Below are 24,445 nucleotides of genomic sequence, written 5' to 3'. Positions count from 1 at the left end.
AAGCTAATGCAGGCAATTAATTGGCTGAAGCGCTAAACGCTTTGGCAAAAAATAAACTGTTGGCTAAAACTTTCGCACTACCAAACCAATAACCTCGAAATGCAAATACATCTGACGTAGCAATAACACGACCGCGACCTTGGTTATGAGCAACAATTGCCGGACTATTCGCTATTTTATTAATTAAATTTTGATCAGTATAACCACTCATTAACGGCGTTGATGTATATTCAGCAACGGTAATAAAAGGCGATTCAACCGACTCCATAATCAAGGTACTGTTTCTAAATACCGGTAACTGTGAATCAGTATAGCCATAAGCTAATGGGTGGCTAGTATCGAGTTTAGTGTCAAAAATAGCGCCGGCAATACGTTTTCTTGCTGACAATTTTTCTTTGTCTTGATAAGTCAGTGATTCGCTATCGAATAGGCCATTAATGTGTTCTTTTTCAACAAAATCAGCCTTTAATAATTCAACTTTTGCTAGCCATTGTGCCGCACGCTTTTGCCCAAAAATAACGCCGCCTTTTTTAACCCAAGACTGAATTTTGGTAGTGACATTTTTATTGATATCGGCGTAATTACCATCCACCATAATGATATGGCTGTATGGCGCTAAATCAACACGAGATAAACGGTTTCTTTCAACAATAGTCACAGGAATATTTAACGTATCATCTAGGTAATAAAGGATCTCAGCCGCTTCATATTGCGAGCTTCCTTTGCCGCCAATTAGTAATACCTTAATAGGGTTAACGGGCTTTATTGAACCAGAGCCAACATCAACGCCATTAATAGTTAATCCCGTGTCGATATTAAAGATCGGTAATGAATTTTCATTCGCGGCAAGCGCTAACAAATCGCGCCATTGTTGATTTGTTTGAATACCAGCAGGAACCACAATCGTTCCTGTGGCAAAGTTTTTTGTTTTTCCAGCAATAACCGATGAAAATGTTTTTGTGGCCACTTTTGCTTTAACGCCGTTTGCTAATAATTGATTGAGCAATTTTGGCGCTAAAAAGTGATGCCATTCAAAAGCGTAAGCATAAGCATTTTTGTCTATTGAAATGTCATTTTTTTCTGCTGGTTGCCATGAATTTTTTGCAAGGCGTAATCCCCAAGTACGTCCAACTTGTATGAAATTTATATCCATCGCTAAAGGCATTGTCCAACCTGAAACATCATAAAAAGTATTATCTGGGAAATCGGTTCCTTGGTTAAATAACGCTTGGATCACGCGATATTGTTTTTGCGCCAGTGGCACATAAAAACTCTGACCTTTTTTATAAAGTGTGCCGTCATAACGAAAATCTTCAGTTAAGGACAAGACATTAATTTGATGAGCTGTCAGTTTTTCTAAAAAGATATTCAAACGATGGGAATCTTTCGCTTCTGTAATTAAATAGCCATTAAACTTTTCTTTTTTGATCAAATCCTCTGACTCTTCATGAAAATTTTTACGATACTTTTTAAATTTATCGCTATTTTCCCATGCCCCTTGAATCGTGGAAAGCGAAGTTAATACATGGTTTTTAATGCCATATTCAAAAGTTAACAAGCCATTAATACTGTCTTGTTGAAAGCCTCGGCTACTCGCTTGCTCGAATAATATGCCGATACCACCATTAATGTCTGGATAGGTTGAACCTTTGCCATAATAAAAATCGTCAAAGCTTTCTTGGCTATAATATAAACGATCTTCTTTATCTAACGCTTTAGCATGAAAAGTAGCTAGAAGTTGCGTTAACTCGGTAGTTTTCTTCGGTGTTAACGGATGTGTTCTGCTTGGTATGCCTGGTTGGAAAAAATAGCTGCTATTGGCACCCATCTCGTGAAAATCACCTAGAACATGTGGTTGATATTGATGAAAATATGCCAATCTATTACGACTCTCTTTTTGAGAAAGTAATAACCAATCACGATTTAGGTCAAAACCAAAGTGATTAGTACGACCTGTTCGCCATTGTTGATGATGTTCAATATGATTCGGATCAGGATTAGCCGTTGTACCACGATATGTATTTACCCAATTGACAAAACGGTCCATACCATCAGGATTGATGCTTGGCTCTAAAACAATAACCGTGTTTTTAAGAATATCAGCTACCGACTTCTCTTGGCTGGCCGCTAAATGATAAGCAATTACGAGCGCGGCATTACTGCCAGTAATTTCATCACCATGCACTGAGTACCCTAACCAAACCACTAACGGATCTTCTGGTTTTTTTCCCATATCTTGACGGGCTAATAATTCAGGCAATTTTGCAATATTATCAGGATGAGAAAGTGTTAATAACACTTGTTTACGCATTTCAGTTGTACGGCCAATGTCGGTTAGCACGGCTTTATTTGAAGCATTAGCCAATGCTTCCATGTATTGCACAAGTTGATCATGACGAATATGTCGCTCACCTAAACCAAAACCTAAAACCGCTTCAGGTTTGATAACTGATTGATCATATGTATGATTTTCTGGTAAATATTTTTCAACCGCCGCGGCGAATAAAGGTTGGCTAAACAGACTTAATAGTAGAGTTATTATCAGTAAACGAAAATGCATTTTTGAAATTCCTAGCTAATTGCTTGAGTTTAATCAAACGAATTTGATTAGAACAAAATAACAAACTCTTAGGAGTGCAGCTAGTATTTCCCCCTTAAATTCTCGTGGTTTTATCTCTTTTTTATCTCGTTTTTCAACAAAAAGACTCTTTTTCATAAAAAATAAACCGCAGCATAAATGATCACTAGCGAAACTTAACGTAGCAGAGTAAAATAAACATACCTGACTAATTTAGTCAGGTATCACAAAAATCTTATTCTTATTTTTGAAAAGTTTAGAGCGAAACGCATTATGATCACAATTTCAGAAACAGCCCAAGAACATTTTCAAAAGCTGTTATCCCAACAAGCCGAAGGCACAAGTATTCGTGTATTTGTTGTCAATCCAGGAACTGCAAGTGCCGAATGTGGTGTGTCATATTGCCCAGCAGATGCTGTTGAACCTGAAGATATCGAAATTCCTTTTGAACATTTTTCAGCTTATGTAGACGCAGACAGCAAAGCATTTTTAGAAGATGCAGAAATCGATTTTACTACTGACCAAATGGGCTCTCAGTTAACTCTAAAAGCACCCAACGCAAAATTGCGTAAAGTAGCTGATGATGCTCCATTATTTGAACGTGTTGATTACTTTTTAAAAGCGGAAGTAAACCCTCAATTAGCTGGTCACGGCGGTGAATGTACCTTGATGGAAATTACCGATGACGGTTACGCGGTTCTACAATTTGGTGGCGGCTGTAATGGTTGTAGTCAAATTGATGTAACGGTAAAAGATGGAATCGAAAAACAACTTATTGAAATGATGGGTGATGAAATTAAAGGTGTTAAAGATATGACTGAACACGAACGTGGTGAACATTCATATTATTAAAGTGTCATTAAAAAAAATCCTCGTCAGTGTTAATACTGGCGAGGATTTTTTAATACCTATTATTTATTAAAAGAAAGACGCCATTGCATAGGCTGTTTTCTCAAACATTAATGGTTGTGCTTCCATTAATTCTAAATTAGCTTTATTAGCCGTAGTTACTACACGTGTACGGTATTCTTTTTGTGTTGTTGCTTCAGAATAAGTTTGAGTAGTTGCACCGTCATCTGAAATTTTAGTATTGATTTTAGAGTCTTTACGAACAATAACACCTTTACCCGCACGCTCTTTTATTTGGATATCTGCTACCAAAAGATACATAACATCTTGCACAAAAGCATTAGCCGCTGTTGAAAGTGCTCCAACTAACAATCCTGTTCCTACTGCGTTGCGATATGAACCACCTGTAGCATAACTAATCGCAGCACCAGCACCAACCCCTTGAAATCCAGCACCTAAAGCAGCCGCAGCCATATCAGGAGTAGTCTTTTCAAGATTTCTCACAAAAACACTCATAGTATATTGCGCTTTTTTAGGATCATCAGTTAACGTATAACCATTACCACTATTAACTAACTGTTGAGATAATGCATTACGAAAAGAATTTCTATCAAACTCCATAACACCACTTCTAACTTCTAAGTAGATTTTACGTTTTTCTTGTTCAACAGGATCTACAAATATTGATGTGCTTATTTTCGTTTGTACATCTAAATCACGTTTAGCAATAGACGTATGAACTGCAGAACAACCACTTAGAATACTTAATACTGTACCAACTAATACAACATTAATGAGAGACTTTACTTTAATCATTTTAACTCCTTATTTTTTGTTTTAAATTTTATTGTTTCGTTAATAATAATATCGCCCATGATAGCGATAGTAATATTTACAATTTCTATATTGCGTCCAGTTATAGCGTAATAAGTCTCTACACGTATAACCTGGTCGCCAATATGTTCCTTGATATTCAGGCGGCTTTACTTTTTTCTCCAGCATGCTTTTTATATAAGCATCCACTTCTTTAGGCCTTTCAGCAAGAAATGGTTTGGACAATACTTCGGCGTTCATTTGAGCTTGAGCTTTAGCAAGCAGTTCTTCGTCAGTCTCTTCCGAGGCAAATAATGATTGGCTTCCAACAGTGATTTGGAGAATAAAAAACCATGTAACTATCAAAACTTTATGAGGGGTGAATTTATTTTTCATATTTAATTCCTTTTTAAACTTTAATGAATAGTTAATCACTAATAAATCCCGCGTAAAATATAGCTTAAATTTATTTAATTTGATAGACACGATGATTAAAATAATAAAAATGCCACGCTAGCGTGATTCCTCTAGCTATCATAAAAAAGATAAAGGCTAACCATAAGCCATTATTTTCAAGATCTTGCAATAACCACCACAATGGAAAGAAGCAACCAAAGGTAGAAAGAATCATACTATTTCGCATTGCTTTTGCTTGCGTTAAACCAATATAAATACCATCAAAAAGATAACTCCAGCAGGCGGCAAGCGGTAATAGCATAATCCAAAATAAATATTGGTCGGCATAAAGAACGACTGCTTCGATGTCTGAAATTAAACGGATCACATAAGCACCTGAAATCATAAAAAACAAGCTATATGCTAAAGCAAAAATGATGGTCCAAAATAAACTCACTTTAAAAACAACCTGTAACTTTTTGAGGTTATTTTCCCCTTTCGCTTTACCTACCATCACTTCTGCGGCGTTAGCAATGCCGTCTAAACCGAAAGAGATAAAAAGTAAGAAATTCATTAATATCGCATTCGCTGCTACAACATTATCCCCTAACCTTGCCCCTTGGAACGTGATAAAAACAAAGCAAGATTGTAAACACAGCGTGCGGATTAAAATGTCTCGGTTGAGTTTGAAATAACTAGTCAATGCTAATTTGTTGAACAGTTTGCTCTTAACATCCTTTACAGATGCTTTGATGACAGATTTAAAGTGATGACTAATTAAGCCAAAAGATAATAAAACACTGGCATATTCTGCAATTAACGTTGCATAAGCGACACCTTGTACTTGCCAATCAAGCCAAAGCACAAAAACGACATCAAGAATAAGGTTAACAAGATTGGTAAAAATAAGGATCCACATTACCATTTTCGCTTTGTGATTACCCAATAACCAACCTAAGAGTACTAAGTTAGCTAACGCGGCAGGTAATCCCCAAATTCTAATTTCACTGTATTGTTTAGCATAAAACTGAACCTGATCTGAGCCTCCTGATAAATAAATAGCCCCAGAAATATATGGCGTTTGCAGTAATATAAAGCTCCCACCAATGATTAAAGCGACCAGTAAACCGCGTAATAATACTAATAAGTTTTGTGAGGCATTTTGTTGACCAAATGCTTGAGCAGCTAAGCCCGTGGTTGTCATGCGTAAAAAACCGCATAACCATGTAATACAAGTGATGACCATTGCACCTACGGTACTTCCACCTAAATAGTAGGCATGATCTAAATGACCAATCACCGCAGTATCTACTAATCCTAATAATGGTACCGTGATATTTGACAGTATCATTGGGATAGCTAATACAAATAATTGTTTATGATCCGCTTTATTTGCAAAGAACAATAATCACCTTCTTGTTGACATTAATGACGGCAAAGACACTATATATTTTGCCTAATAAACGCTATGGTTGGCGGCATAAACATTTTACTATGAAATACAGAGTGATCCCGTGAAAATCATCCAATTTAGTTTACTAATAACACTATTCAGTTTTACGATGAATGGTGCTGCCGCTGTAATTTTACAATATCATCACGTCAGTGACGACAGCCCCGCCAGTACGAGTATTTCACCAGCGCAATTTGAAGCACATATGCAGTATTTAGCCGATAATAGCTTTCGTGTTGTTCCTTTATCAGAATTAATGAATTCCATTAAAAAACAGCAAGCTATTCCTGATAAAACCGTGGCGATTACTTTTGATGATGCGTATTTAGATATTTTGACACAAGGTAAACCGATTCTCGATAAGTTTAATTACCCTTTCACCATTTTCATCAACCCCGGCATAATCAACCAAAACTCATCACAATATCTTTCATGGCTGCAACTAAAAAAAATGGCCGATGATGGCGTTATTATTGCCAACCATGGTTTTAACCACGATTCATTCGCGCGCATTCCTAAAAACTTAACCGAAGCAGAATGGCTTGATCATCTTAAAACCTTGCTCAACCAAGCAGAAAAAATAATTGAAGAAAATACCGGACAAAGTTGGCGTTATTTTGCCTATCCTTATGGTGAATATACACCAGCGATTCAACGCATGCTCAAAGAGCATGATTTTATCGCCTTTTCACAACAAAGCGGCGCTGTTGGTTTCGGCACTGATCTTACAGCAGTACCCCGTTTTCCTGCATCAAAGCCTTATGACAACCTCACCACCTTACGTGATAAATTGCATGCGTTACCTTTTTCGATGACTTTAACAGACGAAAGTACTGAAACCATTTATCCGATAAATAGCCTAGAATCATCAACATTTAATGTCATTGTTGATGATTTTAATAAAAGTCAGTTAAATTGTTATGTTACTGGTATTGGTCGTCAGAACATTGATTGGCAAACAGAAAATAGTTTTATGATTACTTTTAACGCACCATTGCCGAGTGGACGAGTAAGAGCCAATTGTACTGCTCCGAGTAAAAGTAAGCCCGGTCGATATTATTGGTATTCAAAACCTTGGTTCATATTAGAAGCAGGGGATCAGTGGTACCCACTTTAACCCTGTAGTTTCAAACAAAATTTTCTCCAGAAATATGAAAAAAGGAGCCACAAGCTCCTTTTTCAATAATCAAACATGTTCATGTTATTCCGATAATTTAACAATTTTTGCAAAATCGCTGACTAGGTTTTCTCCGGAAATAATCGGTAATTGCCCTAATTCATGCTCAGGTTTGAAAATAGCCGATATTTTGCCTTCTGGGTTGATTAATACGATAGAAGCGCTGTGATCAACTAAATAGTTATCATCTCGCTTTTCATCACTTATTGCATACATTAAGCCTAAATTTCTCGCGAAAGGAAATAATACTGAATGATCAGCCGTTAAAGCTTTAAATTCTGGGTTGAAATAAGCGATATATTGAGAAAGCTTATCTACCGTATCACGCTGAGGATCAACAGAAACTAATAAGACTTGTGCATTGTTATTAATCGCTTTGAGCTCATCATAAACAAAATTGAGTTCTTGTAAGGTCGTCGGGCACACATCAGGACAAGAGGTATAACCAAAAAATACCCATGACCATTTACCGATGAATTGTTCGTTGGCAAATTTCGCCCCTTGATGATCAACCATAGCAAAAGGTTTTATTGTGCGCGGTGTTTGGTAAAACAAAGAATGTTCAGGTTGTGCCAAGTTATACGATTTTTGATACAGCAAAAAACCTGTCGCTATTGAAATAACCGCAACAATAGCGATAAGTAATTTATTCACAAGATATCCTTAAAAATTAATTCAGTGGTAAAGCGTAATGGTCAACTAATAAAATAATAAAGAGTAACATTAAATGGATAATCGAGAACTTAAACGTATCCATGGCGGTACTCTCATCGGCATTAAATTTAAGTTTCCAGGCATAAACAAAAAATATGATGTTCAGCACAACCGCACCAATTAAATACAACCAATTACTCATGCCAACAAGATAAGGCAGTAAACCAACAACAAACAATAAAACCGTATACAAAAGAATTTGGGTTTTAGTGAAATTCACGCCATGCGTTACTGGCAGCATTGGAATGTTGACCTTGGCATATTCATCTTTTCGATGAATGGCTAACGCCCAAAAATGAGGAGGTGTCCATGTAAAAATTAACAAGACCAACAGCAAAGCATTCGGATGAATTTCATTGGTCATTGCCGTCCAGCCCAATAACGGCGGTATTGCGCCAGCTAAGCCACCAATAGTAATGTTCTGTGGCGTAGCACGCTTTAAATACATAGTATAAATAAAACTGTAACCAACTAAACCCGAGAAAGTTAACCAAGCCGTTAAAGGGTTAACAAAACTATATAAAATAGCAAAACCAGATACGGCTAATAGCATGGCAAACAACGCGGCATTCTTAGGATCTAATCGGCCGGTTGCAACAGGTCTGTTGTAGGTTCTGCCCATCACACTATCAATACGTTCATCAACGATGTGATTAATCGCTGCTGCGGCCGATGAAAGAAAGCCAATGCCTGTCATTGAAGGAATTAAAACCTGCCAAGGAATAGCACCAGGTACCGATAAACACATACCGACTAATGCCGTTAACACTAATAACGCAACAACACGTGGTTTGGTGATTTCATAATAATCACGCCAACTTGCCGTCATTGGTTTACTCACATCAGCCTCTACTGAAGAAATATCACTACTCATTCTTACTCCTAGGCTTTTCGCTTTAAACTATAGGTTAATAAAATTAGCATTAACATTAGGCATGCCGCAACAATGTTATGACTAACTGCCACCGAAAGCGGTAATGAAAACCAGACATTACTGATCCCTAATGCGATTTGTGCCGTTAATATCATCACTAAACCGACTGCGGTATTTTTAAAGAATCGGGTATTAGCTTTCATAAATATCGTACCAGCCAGCCACAGTAAGTAAACCGCAGTAATGATGGCACCAAAACGATGCATTACATGAATGGTCACGCGTTCATAATGCCCTAAATGGCCATGTTCATAAGTGTCACGCTCTGGTGGTATCAAATCAAACGCCACTTCAATGGTGAATTCTTCTGCCCAACCGGCCTGACAAATAGGTAATTCTGTACAAACGAGCGCGGCATAATTGGCAGAGGTCCAACCGCCTAGCGCGATTTGCCCCGTTAATATGACTACCCCTAATAGTCCATAAGGTGCATAGCGTCGCACTGAAGCATCACCACCAGGTACGCGATAAGGATTGAGTCTTAAATACAGTAAAAACAGCAGGCATAAAGTAGTAAAACCACCGAGTAAATGTCCCATGACCACCACGGGCATTAACATCAAAGTAACTGTCCACATACCTAACGCGGCTTGGAAAATCACCACACATAAAATTAATAAGGGAAGAAATAACGGTGTTCCTTGCTCTCTATTTCGGAACGATAATATCGCTATCGCTAAAATAAATAAGCCTAAAGCTCCGGCAAAATAACGATGGATCATTTCATTCCACGCTTTTTCGGGTTCAACAGGTCTATCTGGAAATGCTAGTTCAGCTTTTGATATCTGCTCTGCTGATTCTGGTACGTCTAATAATCCGTAACAACCGGGCCAATCGGGACAACCTAGCCCAGCATGAGTTAAACGAGTATAGGCGCCTAAGCTGACCACAATAATCGCAAGTAAGATACTGACAAGGACAAGTCGTCTAATGTTTTGGGTACTTTTCTGTTGCATATTAGCCAATCCTTGAATATTTCAATAATTTTTTCATATCGGCAAGAATAGCTTTATCAAAAGAGACTAAACCTGCTTTTTCTTTTGGACCTTGATAAGACATAACAACGTTGCCTAACGGGTCAACTATCACAACTTGATTGCTTTCAATATGTTCGTTTGCTTGTTCAGGCAACGAAAGTTGTTGCCACTTAGCATGACGTAAATGACCTAATTGACGTTCCGCTAAGCTTTTCTCGTATAAGACAATGGGAGTGACGCGAGGCAGTTCTTTACCTAATAACGTATATGTATTATTAAGCGATAGCAGGGTTTTTTCACATAATTGTTGACAGTTTGCAGGCAAGCGATAAAGGATTAACCATTGTTCTTTTAACGCCGTAGGATCAACACCTAAGTCGGTTAAGGTCAGTTCTTGTTCGGCCAATTGACCATGGTTAGTGACCCCGTAATTAAACCAATGTTGTTCTAGCGCTAATTTAGCTAAAACGACAGGTAATATGAATACGGCCAAGGTGATGAGTAACGTTCGACGTGATTTATTTACTTGAGGCGAAGACATAGATAACCTTTTTCTTATTTTAATTTTTATTATTATTTTTCGGTTTATTTTTAATAAACCATACACTAGCACTGATCATTAACAGCATCCAAGCTGTGGCTAATGAAAACCATTGAAATGCATAAGCTCGATGCTTTTCTGGTGGCATCACTATAGGACGCCAATTTTTTTCAAAACCTAGACTTTCTTTTGTATCTAAGTAAATGACAAAGGGCAATAACTTTTGTGCAAAAAACCTTGAAAATTTATCAATTTCTATCCGTTGAATTCTCAGCGGCCACGAAGGATTTTTGTAATTCTCTTCGCTTAACACTATGCCTTGTTCAATTAACCTTACATGACCTGTTATTTTTTGAGCGCCAGATACTGGGGTAATTTCAGGTAATTTACTGCGATCGATAAAGCCTTCAATCCAACCTAAATTCACTAACACTGCCCTATCGTTGTCGGTAATCACTTGTAACACTCGATAACCTAGTCGACCGTTATGCGTTTGATTATCTAATAGGAAAACTTTCTCATCATTGAAAGCCCCCTGAATTTTAACCGGAAGATCGTTGATATTTTCATTTGATGATTGTAACGATAATACCTCATCAAGAGATAAAGCATCTTGAGATTTATAATCGCTAATACGCGATAAACGTTGTTCTTTTTCGATGGCTCTGGCGGTTTGCCAAAATCCAAGCTTGATTAATCCACTAAAGACAAGCAAAGTGATAATGACAACAAACCAGTTTAATTGATTGAAATATTCTCTAAAATCAGCAAACTTCATATATTACCGTAAAAATTAATAGCAACCTGTATAACCTAACATAATAAAAAGAGAGGGTTTTGTGATTATAAAAATTATCATTGTTGGCTTATTAGCCTTTATGATTTATAACCTGTTTCGTGCTTTAATAATCATGAATAAAAACGATCCAAACCAGCCAAGTATGTCAAAGTTTATCGGCCGTCGAGTCATGACTTCTGTTGTAATTGTTCTCTTATTGCTTGTGGGTATTCTGACTGGCGTAATTACACCAAACCCAAGACCTTTCTAAACAAAGCGATTAAAGAAAAGAAGGCGCTTTAATGGCGCCTTATTTATTTTCATTTTTTGTATATTCTCTGTAAAAACTTAAGGCTAAATTGACTAGCTCAAAAACAACAAGATGGCACGGAAGGTAACATTTTACTTAAGTACCTTCGATGCAGTTATTGAGTTAATCTACGACCCATACAGTTTTTAAATAATGTAAACAAAAACAAAGAGTAATACCCATACCACGTCGACAAAGTGCCAGTACCAACTTGCCGCTTGAAACGCAAAATGATTCTTAGGAGTAAAGTGACCTTTAAACACTCGGATCAACATGACAATTAACATGATGGTACCTAAAGTAACATGCATCCCATGAAAACCTGTCAGCATATAAAAGGTATTACCATAGATTCCACTGGTTAAATACAGCTTCATTTCATCCGCATAACCGTGCGCATATTCTAAGCCTTGGCAATACAAGAACACTAGACCCAGGACACAGGTAATGCTTAACCAGAATTTTAATTGCGGGCGCTTATCTTGCTCTAATGCCACATGAGCTAAATGAGCCGTCACTGAAGATGTTAATAACAAAATAGTATTGATAAGGGGTAAACCATACCAACCCATACCGGTTGTTTCTGTTCCGTCAGGTGTTTTAATCAATGGCCATTGCGCCGTGAATTCCGGCCATAATACCGCGCCGGTCATTGCATTATTATCAGCGCCACCTAACCATGGAACAGAAAGTGTTCTGGCGTAAAGTAAAGCACCAAAAAATGCCGCAAAGAACATCACTTCAGAAAAGATAAACCAGCTCATCCCTTGTTTAAATGAATTATCCATTTGATGGCTATATTTGCCCGCCATTGATTCATTAATCACATTATTGAACCAACCAAACATCATGTAGATCACCATCGCGATACCGGCGATTAATACATAACCACCGAAACCTGAGGTTGAATTTTTTATATCTGTTACATAATTCGCTGCGCCAACGGCGATTAAAAACAATGCAACGGCACCCACAATTGGCCAATGGCTTTGTGCGGGTACATAATATGTTTCATATTTTTTTGTAGTCATCACTATTCCCCTGTGTTTCGCGTAATCGCCTAAGATTCAACTGAGCCGGTGATATCGTATAAAGTGTAAGACAAAGTAATAGTCTTCACTTCTTCTGGTAGCTCTGCATCAACATAAAATTGCAGGGCCATTTCGACATCTTCTTGTGCTTTAAGCGGCTGTGAGTTGAAACAAAAACACTCTATTTTTTGAAAATAAATCGCGGCTTTACCAGGCGAAACTGATGGTACAGCTTGCCCAATAATGTCATTGACCGATTCATTTTTCGCATAAAATTTCACTAATTTCATTTCACCAGGATGTACTGTAATTTCGTTTATCATAGGCTCAAACTGCCAAGGTATCCCTTTAGCTGTTCGGCTAATAAATTGCACAGTTATGGTACGGCTTTCATCGATGCCATCTTCATTGACACTAGCAGCGGTAGTCGCCGTTTTACCATTTAACCCGGTGATATCACAAAATACGTCATATAAAGGCACTAAAGCAAAACCAAAACCAAACATTGCAAAAACCACCAACACCAGTTTCTTTACTGTTTTAGTCTTATTATTCGATAATTTTTGGTCTTGCTCTGTACTCATTATATTTTCCTATTGCCCTTTAATATCTTCAGCGTTAGGTGGCGTTTCAAAGGTATGATATGGAGCTGGACTTGCGACCGTCCATTCCAAACCTTCAGCACCGTCCCAAGGTTTCGCGTCAGCTTTTTTACCGCCCTTAATACACTTAATAACAACCACTAAGAATATTATTTGTGATAAACCAAAGGCAAACCCGCCAATACTTACCCACTTATTAAAGTCAGCAAATTGCAACGCATAATCAGGTATACGACGAGGCATACCCGCTAAGCCTAAGAAATGCATTGGGAAGAACAGAATGTTCACTGAAATTAACGAACACCAAAAATGTGCCTTACTCAATCCGTCGTGATACATATGTCCAGTCCATTTAGGTAACCAGTAATAAGCCCCGGCATAGATGGAGAATAATGAACCTGTCACTAATACATAGTGAAAATGAGCTACAACAAAATAGGTATCATGATATTGGAAATCAACCGGTGTTAACGCCAACATCAATCCTGAGAAACCACCAATGGTAAATAAAATAACGAAGGCAATCGAAAATAGCATTGGCACTTCAAACGTCATAGCACCGCGCCACATAGTCGCAACCCAGTTAAAGACTTTCACACCCGTTGGCACCGCAATCAACATAGTACAATACATGAAGAATAGTTCACCGAATAACGGCATGCCGGTGGTGAACATATGGTGAGCCCAGACAATAAACGATAAGAAAGCAATTGAAGCTGTGGCATAAACCATTGAGCTATAGCCGAATAAACGTTTACGAGCAAATGTAGGTATGATGGTTGATACAATACCAAATGCCGGCAAGATCATGATGTAAACTTCAGGATGACCAAAGAACCAAAAAATATGCTGGAACATTACTGGATCACCACCACCAGCGGCGTCGAAGAAACTCGTACCAAAATAGGTGTCAGTTAATAGCATAGTTACAACACCAGCTAACACCGGCATTACCGCAATTAATAAATAGGCCGTAATGAAAAATGTCCAAACAAATAATGGCATTTTCATGTAAGTCATACCTGGGGCACGCATATTCATGATGGTTACAATGACGTTAATTGCCCCCATAATCGATGAAACACCCATAATATGTACAGCAAAAACAAAGAATGCGGTACTTCCGTTAGAGTATGTTGTCGAAAGTGGTGCGTAGAACGTCCAACCAAAGTTAGGTGCTCCTGATTCCATAAAGAACGAAGCAATAAGAATGGAAAATGCAAAAGGCAAAATCCAAAAACTCCAGTTGTTCATACGTGGTAAAGCCATATCTGGCGCACCAATCATCATAGGTATCATCCAGTTAGCAAAACCGGTGAAAGCCGGCATAATCGCGCCGAATACCATGATCAAACCGTGAACAGTAGTTAATTGGTTAAAAAAGTCGGGTTCAACAAATTGAAGTCCTGGTTGAAATAACTCAACACGGATCATCATTGCTAATGCACCACCAAATAATAACATGATGAATGCGAACCATAGGTACAAAGTACCAATATCTTTGTGGTTAGTCGTATACAACCAACGTTTTATACCCGTCATTTTGTGATCATGGTGATCATCGTGCTCATGCGAGTCGTGAATAGCTTCTGTAGTCATTATTCTGCCTCCTTACTTAGCACTTGCAGCAATATCTGCGGGTTGAACAACATCACCGGTATTATTACCCCAAGCATTTCGCTCAAAAGTAATGACGGCAGCAATGTCGGTTTTAGACAATTGAGCACCAAAAGCGGCCATACTTGGATTTTTCTTACTGCCATTTACCACCATATCAATGTGTGCATTAACATCACCTGTAGTAATTGGGCTACCGATTAATGATGGAAATGCTGGTGGTAAACCTGCACCAGTAGACTGATGACAAGCTACACAAGCCGTGTTGTAAACTTTCTCGCCTTTAGCCATTAATTCATCAAGTGTATATTCTTTAGATAAGTCTTCTGCGGGTGCAGCAGAAACAGCTTTACTCACTTTCTCAACGACTTTTTCAACAGTAGTCGCAGCTGAAGAAGCAGAACCGCTAGTCGCTGATTTAACATCAGCCGCTTGTACAGTATCACCTGTGTCATTGCCCCAAGCGTTTCGCTCGTAAGTAACAACCGCAGCAATTTCTTTCATGCTAAGTTGTTTGCCATAACCTTGCATACCGGTTCCGGCTTTACCATTGAAAACGATATCTATATGGTCAGCAACACTGCCCGTTGTCGCAACAGGACTGCCTTTAAGCGCTGGAAACGCAGGAGGTAAACCTAAGCCTGTAGGTTGATGACAAGCAGCACAATAAGCCGTGTAAGTAGTTTCACCTAATTGCATTAATTCTTCTTTAGAGAGTGAAGCATTTAAAGAAGCAGCCTCTGCAGCAGCGGCATTAGCGATTAATTCATTTTGTTCATCAATCCAACGGGCGTAGTCTTCTTCCGATTTAACTTCAACGACAATCGGCATAAAACCATGATCTTTACCGCAAAGCTCAGCACATTGGCCTCTATATATTCCTGGCTCAGGTACTATCGCCCATGCTTCGTTGATAAAACCAGGGTTAGCATCTTGTTTAACGGCAAAATCTGGCACCCACCATGAATGAATCACATCATCAGAAGTGATCAAAAAGCGAATTTTTTTATTAACCGGTATCACCAAATGTCTATCAACCTCTAAAAGATAATTTTCACCTTTTGTTTCGCCAACACCATTTTGGTTTTCATATTGTCCACGAGGAGTCGATAAAACAGAGTAAAACTCAATGTCTTGGTCAAAATATTTATAGTGCCATTTCCACTGAGAGCCAGTGACTTGAATAGTGATATCAGAATTATCGTTATTTTCCATGCTAACGAGTGTTTTCGTTGCGGGTACCGCCATGCCGATTAAGATGACAATAGGGATAACTGTCCACAGAATTTCCACCTTGGTACTTTCATGAAAAGTTGCTGGCTTTACCCCCTTTGATTTGCGATGGAACATGATTGACCAAAACATCGCCCCAAAAACCACAACACCAATTGCAGTACAAATATAAAGCGCAAACATATGAAGACCATATACTTCCTGACTTATATCAGTAACACCTTTGGTAAGATTTAACTGTTTATCTGCCCAAGCCATACTAGGAACTAATAGCCCTAGGAATAGCCAACTTAGGTTACGTCTCTTCACTCGACATCTCCTCCACCCTTTCTAAGTTTTAAAATCTTTAATATCATTAAAAAACGAATATCTTGATTTCTTTTAGTTGTTTTTGTTGTTATTTTTTCTGGCTATTTTTTAACCACTTAAAGTGCGCCTTATTATTATTTTTGTTCAATTTCTGTCCTAGAATTACTTAAATCTTGATCTAGGTCAATTCTTAATTTTCTTTAATAAAAGTAAAAACACTAACAATTACAATAGAGTATCAACTCTAAAACGTTAAAAAGTCCATTTTATATAGCCTGACGCCATAGGCTAAAAATCAAGCAATTGCTCTAATAAAATAATATCAGGTAGAAATGAGGGTGAATATTTTTTAATCAAAAAACAATCTAGTTTGAGAATACTAAGATTAAATAAGAATTATTCTTTATAAAAGTTCGGCTAAAGCATGAAAAGTGACAAAAAGTAAAAAATTGCTGACTTTTATTAAAAAGAGGAGAACAAAAGTCAGCAATATGGAAAAGTTAAATTTACATCCAGTCGGCAGAACGAATAACTCCTACAGCTATGCCTTCAACATTAAAATGTTGCGAAGTTAAATCAACTTTTATCGGTGAGAAATCTTCATTTTCAGCGTGAAGATAAACAACATTTCCTTCACGTTTAAATCGTTTTACCGTTACATCTTCATCAATTCGCGCAACAATCACTTGGCCATTTTGCACGTCAGTCGTTTGATGTACCGCTAATAAATCACCATCGAGAATGCCTATATCTTTCATACTTTCGCCATTTACTCGCAATAAATAATCCGCTGCAGGGTGAAATAAATTACCGTCAATTTTATAGTTATCTTCAACATGTTCTTGCGCCAGAATAGGTTCTCCTGCCGCAACACGACCAATTAACGGTAAGCCTTCTTCTTCAGTAAACTGTTCCGCTAAACGAATACCGCGCGACGTGCCAGGTAGCATTTCGATGTAACCTTTTTTAGCGAGTGCTTTTAAATGCTCTTCGGCGGCATTGGCAGATTTAAAACCGAAAAAATCGGCAATTTCAGCGCGCGTGGGTGGCATACCCGTTTGAGAAATATTTTCTTTAATAAGATCAAAAATTTGTTCTTGGCGTGGTGTAAGTGGTCGTAGGTTAGTCATTCGACAATTTCCTGTATATACTGACAGTTATAACTGTTAGTATATACAGGCTGTAAATAAACGCAACCCTGACTAGTCAAGTAAAAAACTTAATCGAGATATCAGACATAATGCTATATAAATGAATGAGATAAAAACCTCTCTATTCGCCATTGGTTATTATATCTGAAAGCAAAATCAGCTATGCTTAGCCAACGTTTCACTTAAAAATACGAGCCACGTGAAAGCAGAATTTCATCATAGTATTAATGATATTGCCAAAAACCAATGGCAAGCCGTAGAAAACTCTTTATGCCCACTGATGCATTATGAATTTTTCAAAGCGCTTGAAGATAGTACGTCTATTTGTATTAAGACTGGTTGGCAGCCTCATCATTTAACCTTATCTACTGATAAAACAATTCAAGCAATTATCCCGTTATATATTAAACAACACTCATGGGGCGAGTATGTGTTTGACTGGGACTGGGCACAAGCTTATCAGCACAATGGTTTAGATTATTATCCCAAGTTAGTCAGCACTATTCCTGTTACCCCCATTCCAAATGACAAGCTCCTAAGCGAAACGGTTGATTATCTGCAAATCATAAAAGTACTGATTGAGTATTGCCAGCAAAATGATATCAATAGCTGGCACTTGTTGTTTATTCCTGAAATTTCTCAAGCTGCTCAAGAAAAGTTACCTGATGACGTATATCTTCGCCATACGGTTCAGTTTCATTGGTTTAATCGTCAATATCAAAGTTTTGACCATTTCCTTTCAACATTTACCGCCAGAAAACGTAAAAACACCTTAAAAGAACGCCGTTCAATTGCTCAACAAGATGTTCAGGTTAAGCGGTTTGTCGGTAAAGACATTACCAAGAAACATTTAGATTACTTCTATTTAACTTACCAATTAACTTATTTAAAAAAAGGTCATCAGCCGCACTTAAGCTATGCTTTTTTTCAACAAATTTTTCAAACGTTACCGGATAATATTTTACTGGTAATCGCGAGTCGAGATGATCAATATATTGCTTGTTCATTGTTCTTTTATGATCATCAGCATTTATATGGTCGTTATTGGGGCTGTAGTGAATCAGTGAAAAATCTTCATTTTGAGCTTTGTTATTATCAAGGCATCGAATTTTGCATTGCTAATAAATTAGCGATGTTTAATCCAGGCACACAAGGTGAGCATAAAATACAACGAGGTTTTGAAGCCGTATTGACCTATTCTTATCATTGGATCAAACATGAACACTTCAAAACGCCGATAAAAAATTACTGCCAACAAGAACGAGTACAACTAAAGCGTTATCAAAAGCAATGTTTAGCGGCATTACCGTTTAAACAAAGCTAACGCGTCAACAAAAGGAAATTAGGATGGAATTAGCATTTTCTCAGGCCTGTGAAAACAACAAGTCTGCCATTTTATCAGTATTAAATCAGGCGTTTAGTACCACAAACAAGGTGCTTGAAATAGGCTCTGGCACGGGTCAACATGCCGTACATTTTGCTAAACATTTACCACAACTAATTTGGCAAACCAGTGATCTTGCCACCAATCATTTTTCTATCCAGCAAAGAGTCATTAACAGCGGTTTAAACAATATTCGCGCGCCTATTACCCTTGATCTTACTGAAGACTGGTCTTTTACTAACGACAACAGTACGCCTTTTTTTGATGGTATTTTCACTGCCAATACCCTGCATATTGTGAGCTGGCCACTAGTACAACGCTTTTTCACAGGCGTTGGCAATAATTTAGCGAAAGACGGAACCTTATGTATTTACGGACCATTTAACTACCAAGGTAAATTTACTAGCGCAAGTAATCAACAATTTGATACGTGGTTAAAAGAACGTGATCAACTCAGCGGTATTCGTGATTTTGAAGCCATAATTACCTTGGCAAATGCTGCCGGTTTTTCTTTAATCACCGACCACACTATGCCGGCAAATAACCGTTTATTAGTATTTAGAAAATGCGAATAAATAATTAGCAACGAATTAAAAAAAACGGCACTTTCAACGAGCCAAAGTGCCGAACTAGGTTAAACAAGCATTTCTTTTACGTTTTCACTAACAATTAATTCACCTTCCGTCAGCGCTTGAATTTCTTCAATAGAAACCCCTGGCGCATATTCTAATAAATGAAATTTACCTTGATGAATTTCTAAGTAAGCTAAGTCGGTAAGCACCTTTTTAATACAATTTTTACCTGTAAGCGGCAAAGTACAATTGGCGAGTAATTTAGAATCTCCATGCTTTGAAGCATGTGTCATGGTAACAATAATATTATCAGCACCGGCCACTAAATCCATTGCGCCCCCCATGCCTTTGATTAACTTGCCAGGGATCATATATGAAGCAATATTGCCATTCACATCCACTTCAAAGGCACCGAGTACTGTTAAATCAACATGGCCACCGCGGATCATGGCAAATGACTCAGCACTTGAAAATACAGACGCTCCGGTTGCCATAGTAACCGTTTGCTTACCGGCATTTATTAAATCGGCGTCAATTTCATCTTCCGTAGGAAATTGTCCCATGCCCAGAAGGCCGTTTTCTGATTGCAGCATAACCTCCATATTTTCAGGAATATAATTCGCCACTAAAGTAGGAATACCAATCCCTAAATTAACGTAATAACCGTCTTGTAATTCTTGAGCAACGCGCTTTGCCATTTGTTCTCGAGTTAACGCCATTTTTATTCTCCTGACTCTTGCTGCGAAGGACGAATCGTTCGCTGTTCAATGCGTTTTTCAAAGGTGCCGACAATCAGACGGTCGACATAAATACCTGAGGTATGAATTTGGTCTGGATCAAGTTCACCTGGTTCAACGATTTCTTCAACTTCAACGACCGTGATTTTTCCTGCGGTTGCCGCCATTGGATTAAAATTACGCGCTGTTTTGCGATAAACTAAGTTGCCGTATTTGTCCGCTTTCCACGCTTTGATAATCGCGAAATCACCTTTTATGCCCTCTTCCAGCAAGTATTCTCTGCCATTAAAAGTACGTACTTCCTTACCTTCTCCCACTGGTGTACCAACACCTGTAGCAGTGAAAAAAGCAGGAATGCCCGCTCCGCCAGCCCGCATTTTTTCAGCAAGAGTTCCTTGCGGTGTTAATTCAACGGCTAATTCGCCACTCATCATTTGTCGTTCAAACTCAGCATTTTCACCTACATATGACGCCACTATTTTGCTAATTTGACGATCGGCAAGTAACACCCCTAAACCAAAATCATCAACACCACAATTATTTGAAACCACCGTAAGATCTTTAGTGCCTTTACGCTTAATTTCATTGATTAAGTTTTCAGGAATGCCGCATAAACCGAAGCCGCCAGCAATGACTGTCATTCCGTTTTCTAAGCCTGCCATCGCTTCTTGATAGTTAGCGACAACTTTATTAAAACCTGCCATTTTTTTGTTCCTATATTTGGTAAATTAAATTGCTTATTGCTTTCAAAAAGCGATTTAATGGAATTATTTCACTGTCCAACCGCCATCAAGCACAAGGGCTTGGCCGGTCATATTTCTTGCTTCTTTACTCGCCAAAAAACACACCGTGGCACAGATTTCGTCAATATCGATAAACGACTTTTTCGGCATAGGCTCTAGCATTATTTTATTGATGACGTCTTCTTCGCTAATGCCATGTTGTTGCGCTTGATCTTTGATCTGTTTTTCAACTAATGGCGTTTTAACGTAGGCAGGACAAATTGTATTGATGGTAATGTCAGTATCAGATGTTTCTAAAGCGATCACTTTCGAAAAACCAATTAAGCCATGTTTAGCTGCCACATATGCAGACTTATAAGGCGAAGCAACTAAGCCATGTATTGAGCCAATATTGATAATTCTGCCAAAGCCGTTTTCCCGCATTTTGGGCATAAAAGCTTTACAGGTTCGCGCCGGCCCTGTCAGTAATACATCAACAATTTTTTGCCAAACATTCATGGGAAAATCTTCTAAACGTGAAACATGCTGTATACCGGCATTGTTGACTAAAATGTCCACGGTTGTATCAGCTAATGCTGCGAGTAAATTTTCGATATCTTGTTCATTGGTAACGTCTAGTTTAATGCCTCTTGCAGTTAAGCCTTTTTCAGCCAATTTTTGCTGGGCAGATAAAACCGCTTCATCATTCATATCAGTGATAATGATATTCGCACCTTTTTCAGCCAACGACTGAGCAACACCGAAACCAATACCACTACCTGCTCCAGTTATTAAGGCGGTCATGTTTTTCATTATTTACTCTCCAAAAATGTTGCAATGGTTTTTGCTTTACTGCTGATTGAAAAGAGACCATCTAAATGCCCCCACATGCCTTGAATTTCTTCATACTGACTATTTTCACCAATAAGCTCATGCGCTTTTTTAGCCATAGAAGGAAACAAAACTAAATCATTGGCAGCTGGCAAAAATAACGTTTTAGCGGTAATTTTTTTCAAACTTCCGGCAAGGTCATTATTATGACCGGCAATAAACAATTGATTGGCTCTGACAAGATATAAAACATGATTGGCATCAATAATATCGAGCTTTGCCCCCGCGGCGCCATAAAGCCAATCAACCACCGGAAAATTAGCGTTAATATCATTTAATGCCGCTTGATTAATGGCTTGATGTGTAGGGTTTGACGCATTGAAAATAGCTGGGTGCATTGCATCTTGGGTGATACTTGCTAAAGATAATTGCAATCCTCTTTTTGGTGCTTCACTTTGATAGTAATCACCACCATTCCAGTTAGGATCGGCTTTTATCGGTGCAGCCCAAGACTCTAACCCCGCGACTAACCACGCATCCATTTCTGCCGCGCCAATAACAGAAATCATACGTTCAACCATATCAGGATAAGCAACAGACCATTCAATAGCTTGCAACGAGCCCATAGAGGCACCCACAACGGCGTGTAATTTTTTAATACCTAAGCTATCGATGAGCGCTTTTTGTACATTGACAAAATCACGAATAGTGACCACAGGAAAGGTTAATCCGTAAGGTTTTCCTGTTTTAGGATCAATCGTTGCAGGCCCTGTTGTTATAACGTTTTTATCGAACGCACTGGCATTCACCAAAGTGTCAGAACTAATGACATAATATTTATCGGTATCAATGGCTTTACCTGGGCCAATAATGCTATCCCAATAGCCTGGCAAGGCATCACTTTCATTATACTTACCAGCAGCATGTGAATTTCCTGAAAAGAAATGAGTAATCAAAATAGCATTACTTTTATCTTGATTTAACGTGCCATAGGCTTCCCACCCAACGTTTACTTGCGCAATATTTTTACCGCCAAAGGTTTGAAAATTATCCAGTGTAAATTTTTGCTTAGTAACCAATAATGGTTTACTAGCTTCGTCTGCAAAGCAAAATCCTGATAACAGCAAAGTTGCAGCTAAAAGAAGAAGTCTTATATTCATAGTATTTCCTATCAAAAACTAAATAAAAATAAACAAGCCAATGGCAAGTATTAAGCCTAACAATGGAACTGCGCCGGTCATAGCAAACATCGACCAATACGCGCTGGCATGGGTTTCCTTACAAATAGCACGAATGGTAGTAACAACATAACCATTATGTGGCAAGGTATCTAAAGCGCCAGAACTTATGGCAACTACCCGATGTAATTGTTCAGGATTCACCCCTTGATCAATATAATGAGGTGCAAGTAATGGTAAGGCAATCACTTGGCCTCCTGAGGCCGAACCTGTTAACCCTGCTATAACACTTACGGCAACAGCGGCACCGATTAATTCATTGCCAGGCATTTGCGTCATAATGTTTACTGCCACTTGAAATGCTTCTGTTGATTTTGCTACAGCGCCAAAACCCACGACGGCAGCGGTATTACCAATAGCAATCAATGCCCCGTTTGTACCTTCAGAAATAGCATTATTTAGATTGTGAAAATATTTGTTATTGATCAACCAAATACTGATCACTCCACCGGCTAATGCAACAATCAAAGCATTATGGCCAAAATAGCTGTGTAAGCTAAATGATAATGTTAAGACCACCAACAGTGGAATAACACCAGTAATGGGATGAGGGTAATCTCGTTGAGGAATTTCTGGATCATCTTCACGGTGTTCAAAAACTTCCCCATTGGCTATCGCTTTGGAAATCAGTTTTTTTAACCACCAATAACCAAATAGCGCCATAAATATTGCGACCACTAAACTCACTTCCCAACCAGCATAAGGCGTAGTGCCTAGATATTTTATCGGGATCCAGTTTTGAATTTCAGGCGAACCAGCAGAAGTCATCGTGAACGTGACCGAGCCAAAAGCTAAAGTTGCCGGAATGAAACGGCGCGGTAAATTAGCATCTTTAAATAAACTTAGTGCCATTGGGTAAACCGAAAATGCAACAACAAATAAGTTTACGCCACCGTAAGTTAAAATGGCACACGCGGCAACAACCGCAAAAACCGCTTTTTTCATGCCGAGTTTATCAACAATATAGCGAGCAACACTGTCTGCGGCACCGGTATCTTCCATAAATTTACCGAATAAAGAACCCAGTAAAAACATAAAAAACCACGCGGCAATAAAACTTGTAAAGCCAGACATATAAGTGCTAACAAAATAAGTATCGCCAGTAAGTAACGCCATATTATTGCTAAGGGCTACTAGTAACGCACATAAAGGAGCGCTAATGAATAAATTCATGCCCCTCATCGTGAGAACCACTAATAAAATGAGTCCTCCGACTAAGCCAAACATACTTAACATAAGTAATTCCTGAGTATTGTTTTAATTAAATCAATTTGACTGAAGAGATCTCTCACTAACAAAACTCATGAGTAATATAAGATGATAGCTTATGGAAAATAATCACCTTAAATGCTCAATTTCATTGTGCTTTACAGGGTGATAAAAAGGTATAGTACTTAAGTACCACATACAGATGGATGTGCTTAAGCTAGATTAACTAATGACTGAAAAACAATCACTGCAATAAATAAAACTATAAAGAAAGAATATCCATCGGGGA

The 24,445-nt window shown here is 38.2% G+C and carries 24 protein-coding genes; 5 read left to right on the top strand and 19 right to left on the bottom strand.

What is annotated here, in order from left to right; all coding sequences use genetic code 11:
• Positions 1-16: 16 nt before the first annotated feature.
• Positions 17-2,560: a M14 family zinc carboxypeptidase gene (locus ABXH06_RS09415; RefSeq protein ID WP_353518075.1), complete on the bottom strand. Its 2,544-nt coding sequence runs from the start codon at positions 2,558-2,560 to the stop codon at positions 17-19.
• Positions 2,561-2,851: 291 nt separating this feature from the next.
• Here ABXH06_RS09415 and nfuA point away from each other — a divergent pair, with 291 nt between their 5' ends.
• Positions 2,852-3,430 carry a Fe-S biogenesis protein NfuA gene (gene nfuA, locus ABXH06_RS09410; protein WP_311581602.1) on the top strand — a complete coding sequence of 193 codons (579 nt, stop codon included), beginning with the start codon at positions 2,852-2,854 and terminating at the stop codon, positions 3,428-3,430.
• A gap of 66 nt (positions 3,431-3,496) precedes the next feature.
• Here nfuA and ABXH06_RS09405 read toward each other — a convergent pair whose 3' ends face one another.
• From ABXH06_RS09405 to ABXH06_RS09395, 3 genes are all read right to left on the bottom strand, one after another.
• Complete coding sequence (locus ABXH06_RS09405; protein ID WP_303450449.1) at positions 3,497-4,243, bottom strand: complement resistance protein TraT; 747 nt, start codon at positions 4,241-4,243, stop codon at positions 3,497-3,499.
• A gap of 39 nt (positions 4,244-4,282) precedes the next feature.
• Positions 4,283-4,636: a hypothetical protein gene (locus ABXH06_RS09400; RefSeq protein WP_303450447.1), complete on the bottom strand. Its 354-nt coding sequence runs from the start codon at positions 4,634-4,636 to the stop codon at positions 4,283-4,285.
• Between the two features lie 70 nt (positions 4,637-4,706).
• Positions 4,707-6,041: an MATE family efflux transporter gene (locus tag ABXH06_RS09395; RefSeq protein ID WP_353518074.1), complete on the bottom strand. Its 1,335-nt coding sequence runs from the start codon at positions 6,039-6,041 to the stop codon at positions 4,707-4,709.
• 109 nt (positions 6,042-6,150) lie between these two features.
• Here ABXH06_RS09395 and ABXH06_RS09390 point away from each other — a divergent pair, with 109 nt between their 5' ends.
• On the top strand, positions 6,151-7,206 hold the full coding sequence (locus ABXH06_RS09390) for a polysaccharide deacetylase family protein (protein WP_353518073.1): 1,056 nt from the start codon (positions 6,151-6,153) through the stop codon (positions 7,204-7,206).
• 84 nt (positions 7,207-7,290) lie between these two features.
• Here the strand turns inward: ABXH06_RS09390 and ABXH06_RS09385 are convergent, their stop codons facing one another.
• Genes ABXH06_RS09385 through ABXH06_RS09365 form a run of 5 tightly spaced genes read right to left on the bottom strand, consistent with a single transcriptional unit; the run spans position 7,291 to position 11,210 of the window.
• Positions 7,291-7,920 (bottom strand): SCO family protein, encoded by a 630-nt coding sequence (locus ABXH06_RS09385; RefSeq protein WP_353518072.1) that lies wholly within the window; start codon positions 7,918-7,920, stop codon positions 7,291-7,293.
• 16 nt (positions 7,921-7,936) lie between these two features.
• Entirely contained in the window at positions 7,937-8,854 is a 918-nt protein-coding gene (gene cyoE / locus ABXH06_RS09380) for a heme o synthase (protein ID WP_311581610.1), read from the bottom strand.
• 8 nt (positions 8,855-8,862) lie between these two features.
• Positions 8,863-9,846 (bottom strand): COX15/CtaA family protein, encoded by a 984-nt coding sequence (locus tag ABXH06_RS09375; protein ID WP_353518157.1) that lies wholly within the window; start codon positions 9,844-9,846, stop codon positions 8,863-8,865.
• Positions 9,847-9,871: 25 nt separating this feature from the next.
• Complete coding sequence (locus ABXH06_RS09370) at positions 9,872-10,432, bottom strand: redox-active disulfide-containing membrane protein (protein WP_353518070.1); 561 nt, start codon at positions 10,430-10,432, stop codon at positions 9,872-9,874.
• Positions 10,433-10,451: 19 nt separating this feature from the next.
• Positions 10,452-11,210, bottom strand: a complete 759-nt coding sequence (locus ABXH06_RS09365; RefSeq protein WP_353518069.1) for an SURF1 family protein — start codon at positions 11,208-11,210, stop codon at positions 10,452-10,454.
• A gap of 61 nt (positions 11,211-11,271) precedes the next feature.
• On the opposite strand from ABXH06_RS09365, the gene ABXH06_RS09360 reads away from it, so the two are divergent.
• Positions 11,272-11,481: a DUF2909 domain-containing protein gene (locus ABXH06_RS09360; RefSeq protein ID WP_311581615.1), complete on the top strand. Its 210-nt coding sequence runs from the start codon at positions 11,272-11,274 to the stop codon at positions 11,479-11,481.
• A 185-nt stretch (positions 11,482-11,666) separates the two neighbouring features.
• Here the strand turns inward: ABXH06_RS09360 and ABXH06_RS09355 are convergent, their stop codons facing one another.
• The 5 genes from ABXH06_RS09355 to lexA form a co-directional block, all read right to left on the bottom strand.
• The gene (locus tag ABXH06_RS09355; RefSeq protein WP_311581617.1) at positions 11,667-12,551 is read right to left on the bottom strand and encodes a cytochrome c oxidase subunit 3; all 885 of its coding nucleotides are present in this window, start codon (positions 12,549-12,551) and stop codon (positions 11,667-11,669) included.
• 29 nt (positions 12,552-12,580) lie between these two features.
• Positions 12,581-13,135: a cytochrome c oxidase assembly protein gene (locus ABXH06_RS09350; protein ID WP_311581619.1), complete on the bottom strand. Its 555-nt coding sequence runs from the start codon at positions 13,133-13,135 to the stop codon at positions 12,581-12,583.
• Positions 13,136-13,144: 9 nt separating this feature from the next.
• Positions 13,145-14,752 carry a cytochrome c oxidase subunit I gene (gene ctaD, locus ABXH06_RS09345; RefSeq protein WP_311581621.1) on the bottom strand — a complete coding sequence of 536 codons (1,608 nt, stop codon included), beginning with the start codon at positions 14,750-14,752 and terminating at the stop codon, positions 13,145-13,147.
• A 12-nt stretch (positions 14,753-14,764) separates the two neighbouring features.
• On the bottom strand, positions 14,765-16,261 hold the full coding sequence (gene coxB, locus ABXH06_RS09340) for a cytochrome c oxidase subunit II (RefSeq protein ID WP_311581860.1): 1,497 nt from the start codon (positions 16,259-16,261) through the stop codon (positions 14,765-14,767).
• A gap of 557 nt (positions 16,262-16,818) precedes the next feature.
• On the bottom strand, positions 16,819-17,442 hold the full coding sequence (gene lexA, locus ABXH06_RS09335; protein ID WP_311581623.1) for a transcriptional repressor LexA: 624 nt from the start codon (positions 17,440-17,442) through the stop codon (positions 16,819-16,821).
• Between the two features lie 220 nt (positions 17,443-17,662).
• Here lexA and ABXH06_RS09330 point away from each other — a divergent pair, with 220 nt between their 5' ends.
• Together ABXH06_RS09330 and ABXH06_RS09325 are read left to right on the top strand one after the other, a co-directional pair.
• Positions 17,663-18,787 (top strand): GNAT family N-acetyltransferase, encoded by a 1,125-nt coding sequence (locus ABXH06_RS09330; protein WP_311581625.1) that lies wholly within the window; start codon positions 17,663-17,665, stop codon positions 18,785-18,787.
• A 23-nt stretch (positions 18,788-18,810) separates the two neighbouring features.
• Positions 18,811-19,422, top strand: coding sequence for a DUF938 domain-containing protein (locus ABXH06_RS09325; RefSeq protein WP_353518068.1), 612 nt, complete (start codon positions 18,811-18,813; stop codon positions 19,420-19,422).
• Positions 19,423-19,481: 59 nt separating this feature from the next.
• Here ABXH06_RS09325 and ABXH06_RS09320 read toward each other — a convergent pair whose 3' ends face one another.
• The 5 genes from ABXH06_RS09320 to ABXH06_RS09300 all read right to left on the bottom strand — a co-directional run bounded on the left by ABXH06_RS09320 (position 19,482) and on the right by ABXH06_RS09300 (position 24,183).
• Positions 19,482-20,138, bottom strand: coding sequence for a CoA transferase subunit B (locus tag ABXH06_RS09320; protein ID WP_311581629.1), 657 nt, complete (start codon positions 20,136-20,138; stop codon positions 19,482-19,484).
• Between the two features lie 2 nt (positions 20,139-20,140).
• On the bottom strand, positions 20,141-20,860 hold the full coding sequence (locus tag ABXH06_RS09315) for a CoA transferase subunit A (protein ID WP_311581631.1): 720 nt from the start codon (positions 20,858-20,860) through the stop codon (positions 20,141-20,143).
• Between the two features lie 63 nt (positions 20,861-20,923).
• Complete coding sequence (locus ABXH06_RS09310) at positions 20,924-21,691, bottom strand: 3-hydroxybutyrate dehydrogenase (protein ID WP_311581633.1); 768 nt, start codon at positions 21,689-21,691, stop codon at positions 20,924-20,926.
• Positions 21,691-22,869 carry an E22 family MetX-like putative esterase gene (locus ABXH06_RS09305; protein WP_353518067.1) on the bottom strand — a complete coding sequence of 393 codons (1,179 nt, stop codon included), beginning with the start codon at positions 22,867-22,869 and terminating at the stop codon, positions 21,691-21,693. The genes ABXH06_RS09310 and ABXH06_RS09305 overlap by 1 nt, the downstream gene beginning before the upstream one ends.
• Positions 22,870-22,887: 18 nt before the next feature.
• Positions 22,888-24,183, bottom strand: a complete 1,296-nt coding sequence (locus ABXH06_RS09300; RefSeq protein ID WP_353518066.1) for a GntP family permease — start codon at positions 24,181-24,183, stop codon at positions 22,888-22,890.
• Positions 24,184-24,445: the final 262 nt, after the last annotated feature.

It is taken from the genome of Thalassotalea sp. SU-HH00458, assembly GCF_040362795.1.
GTDB classification, from domain to species: domain Bacteria; phylum Pseudomonadota; class Gammaproteobacteria; order Enterobacterales; family Alteromonadaceae; genus Thalassotalea_H; species Thalassotalea_H castellviae.
This window is presented reverse-complemented; position numbering and strand designations above follow the sequence as displayed.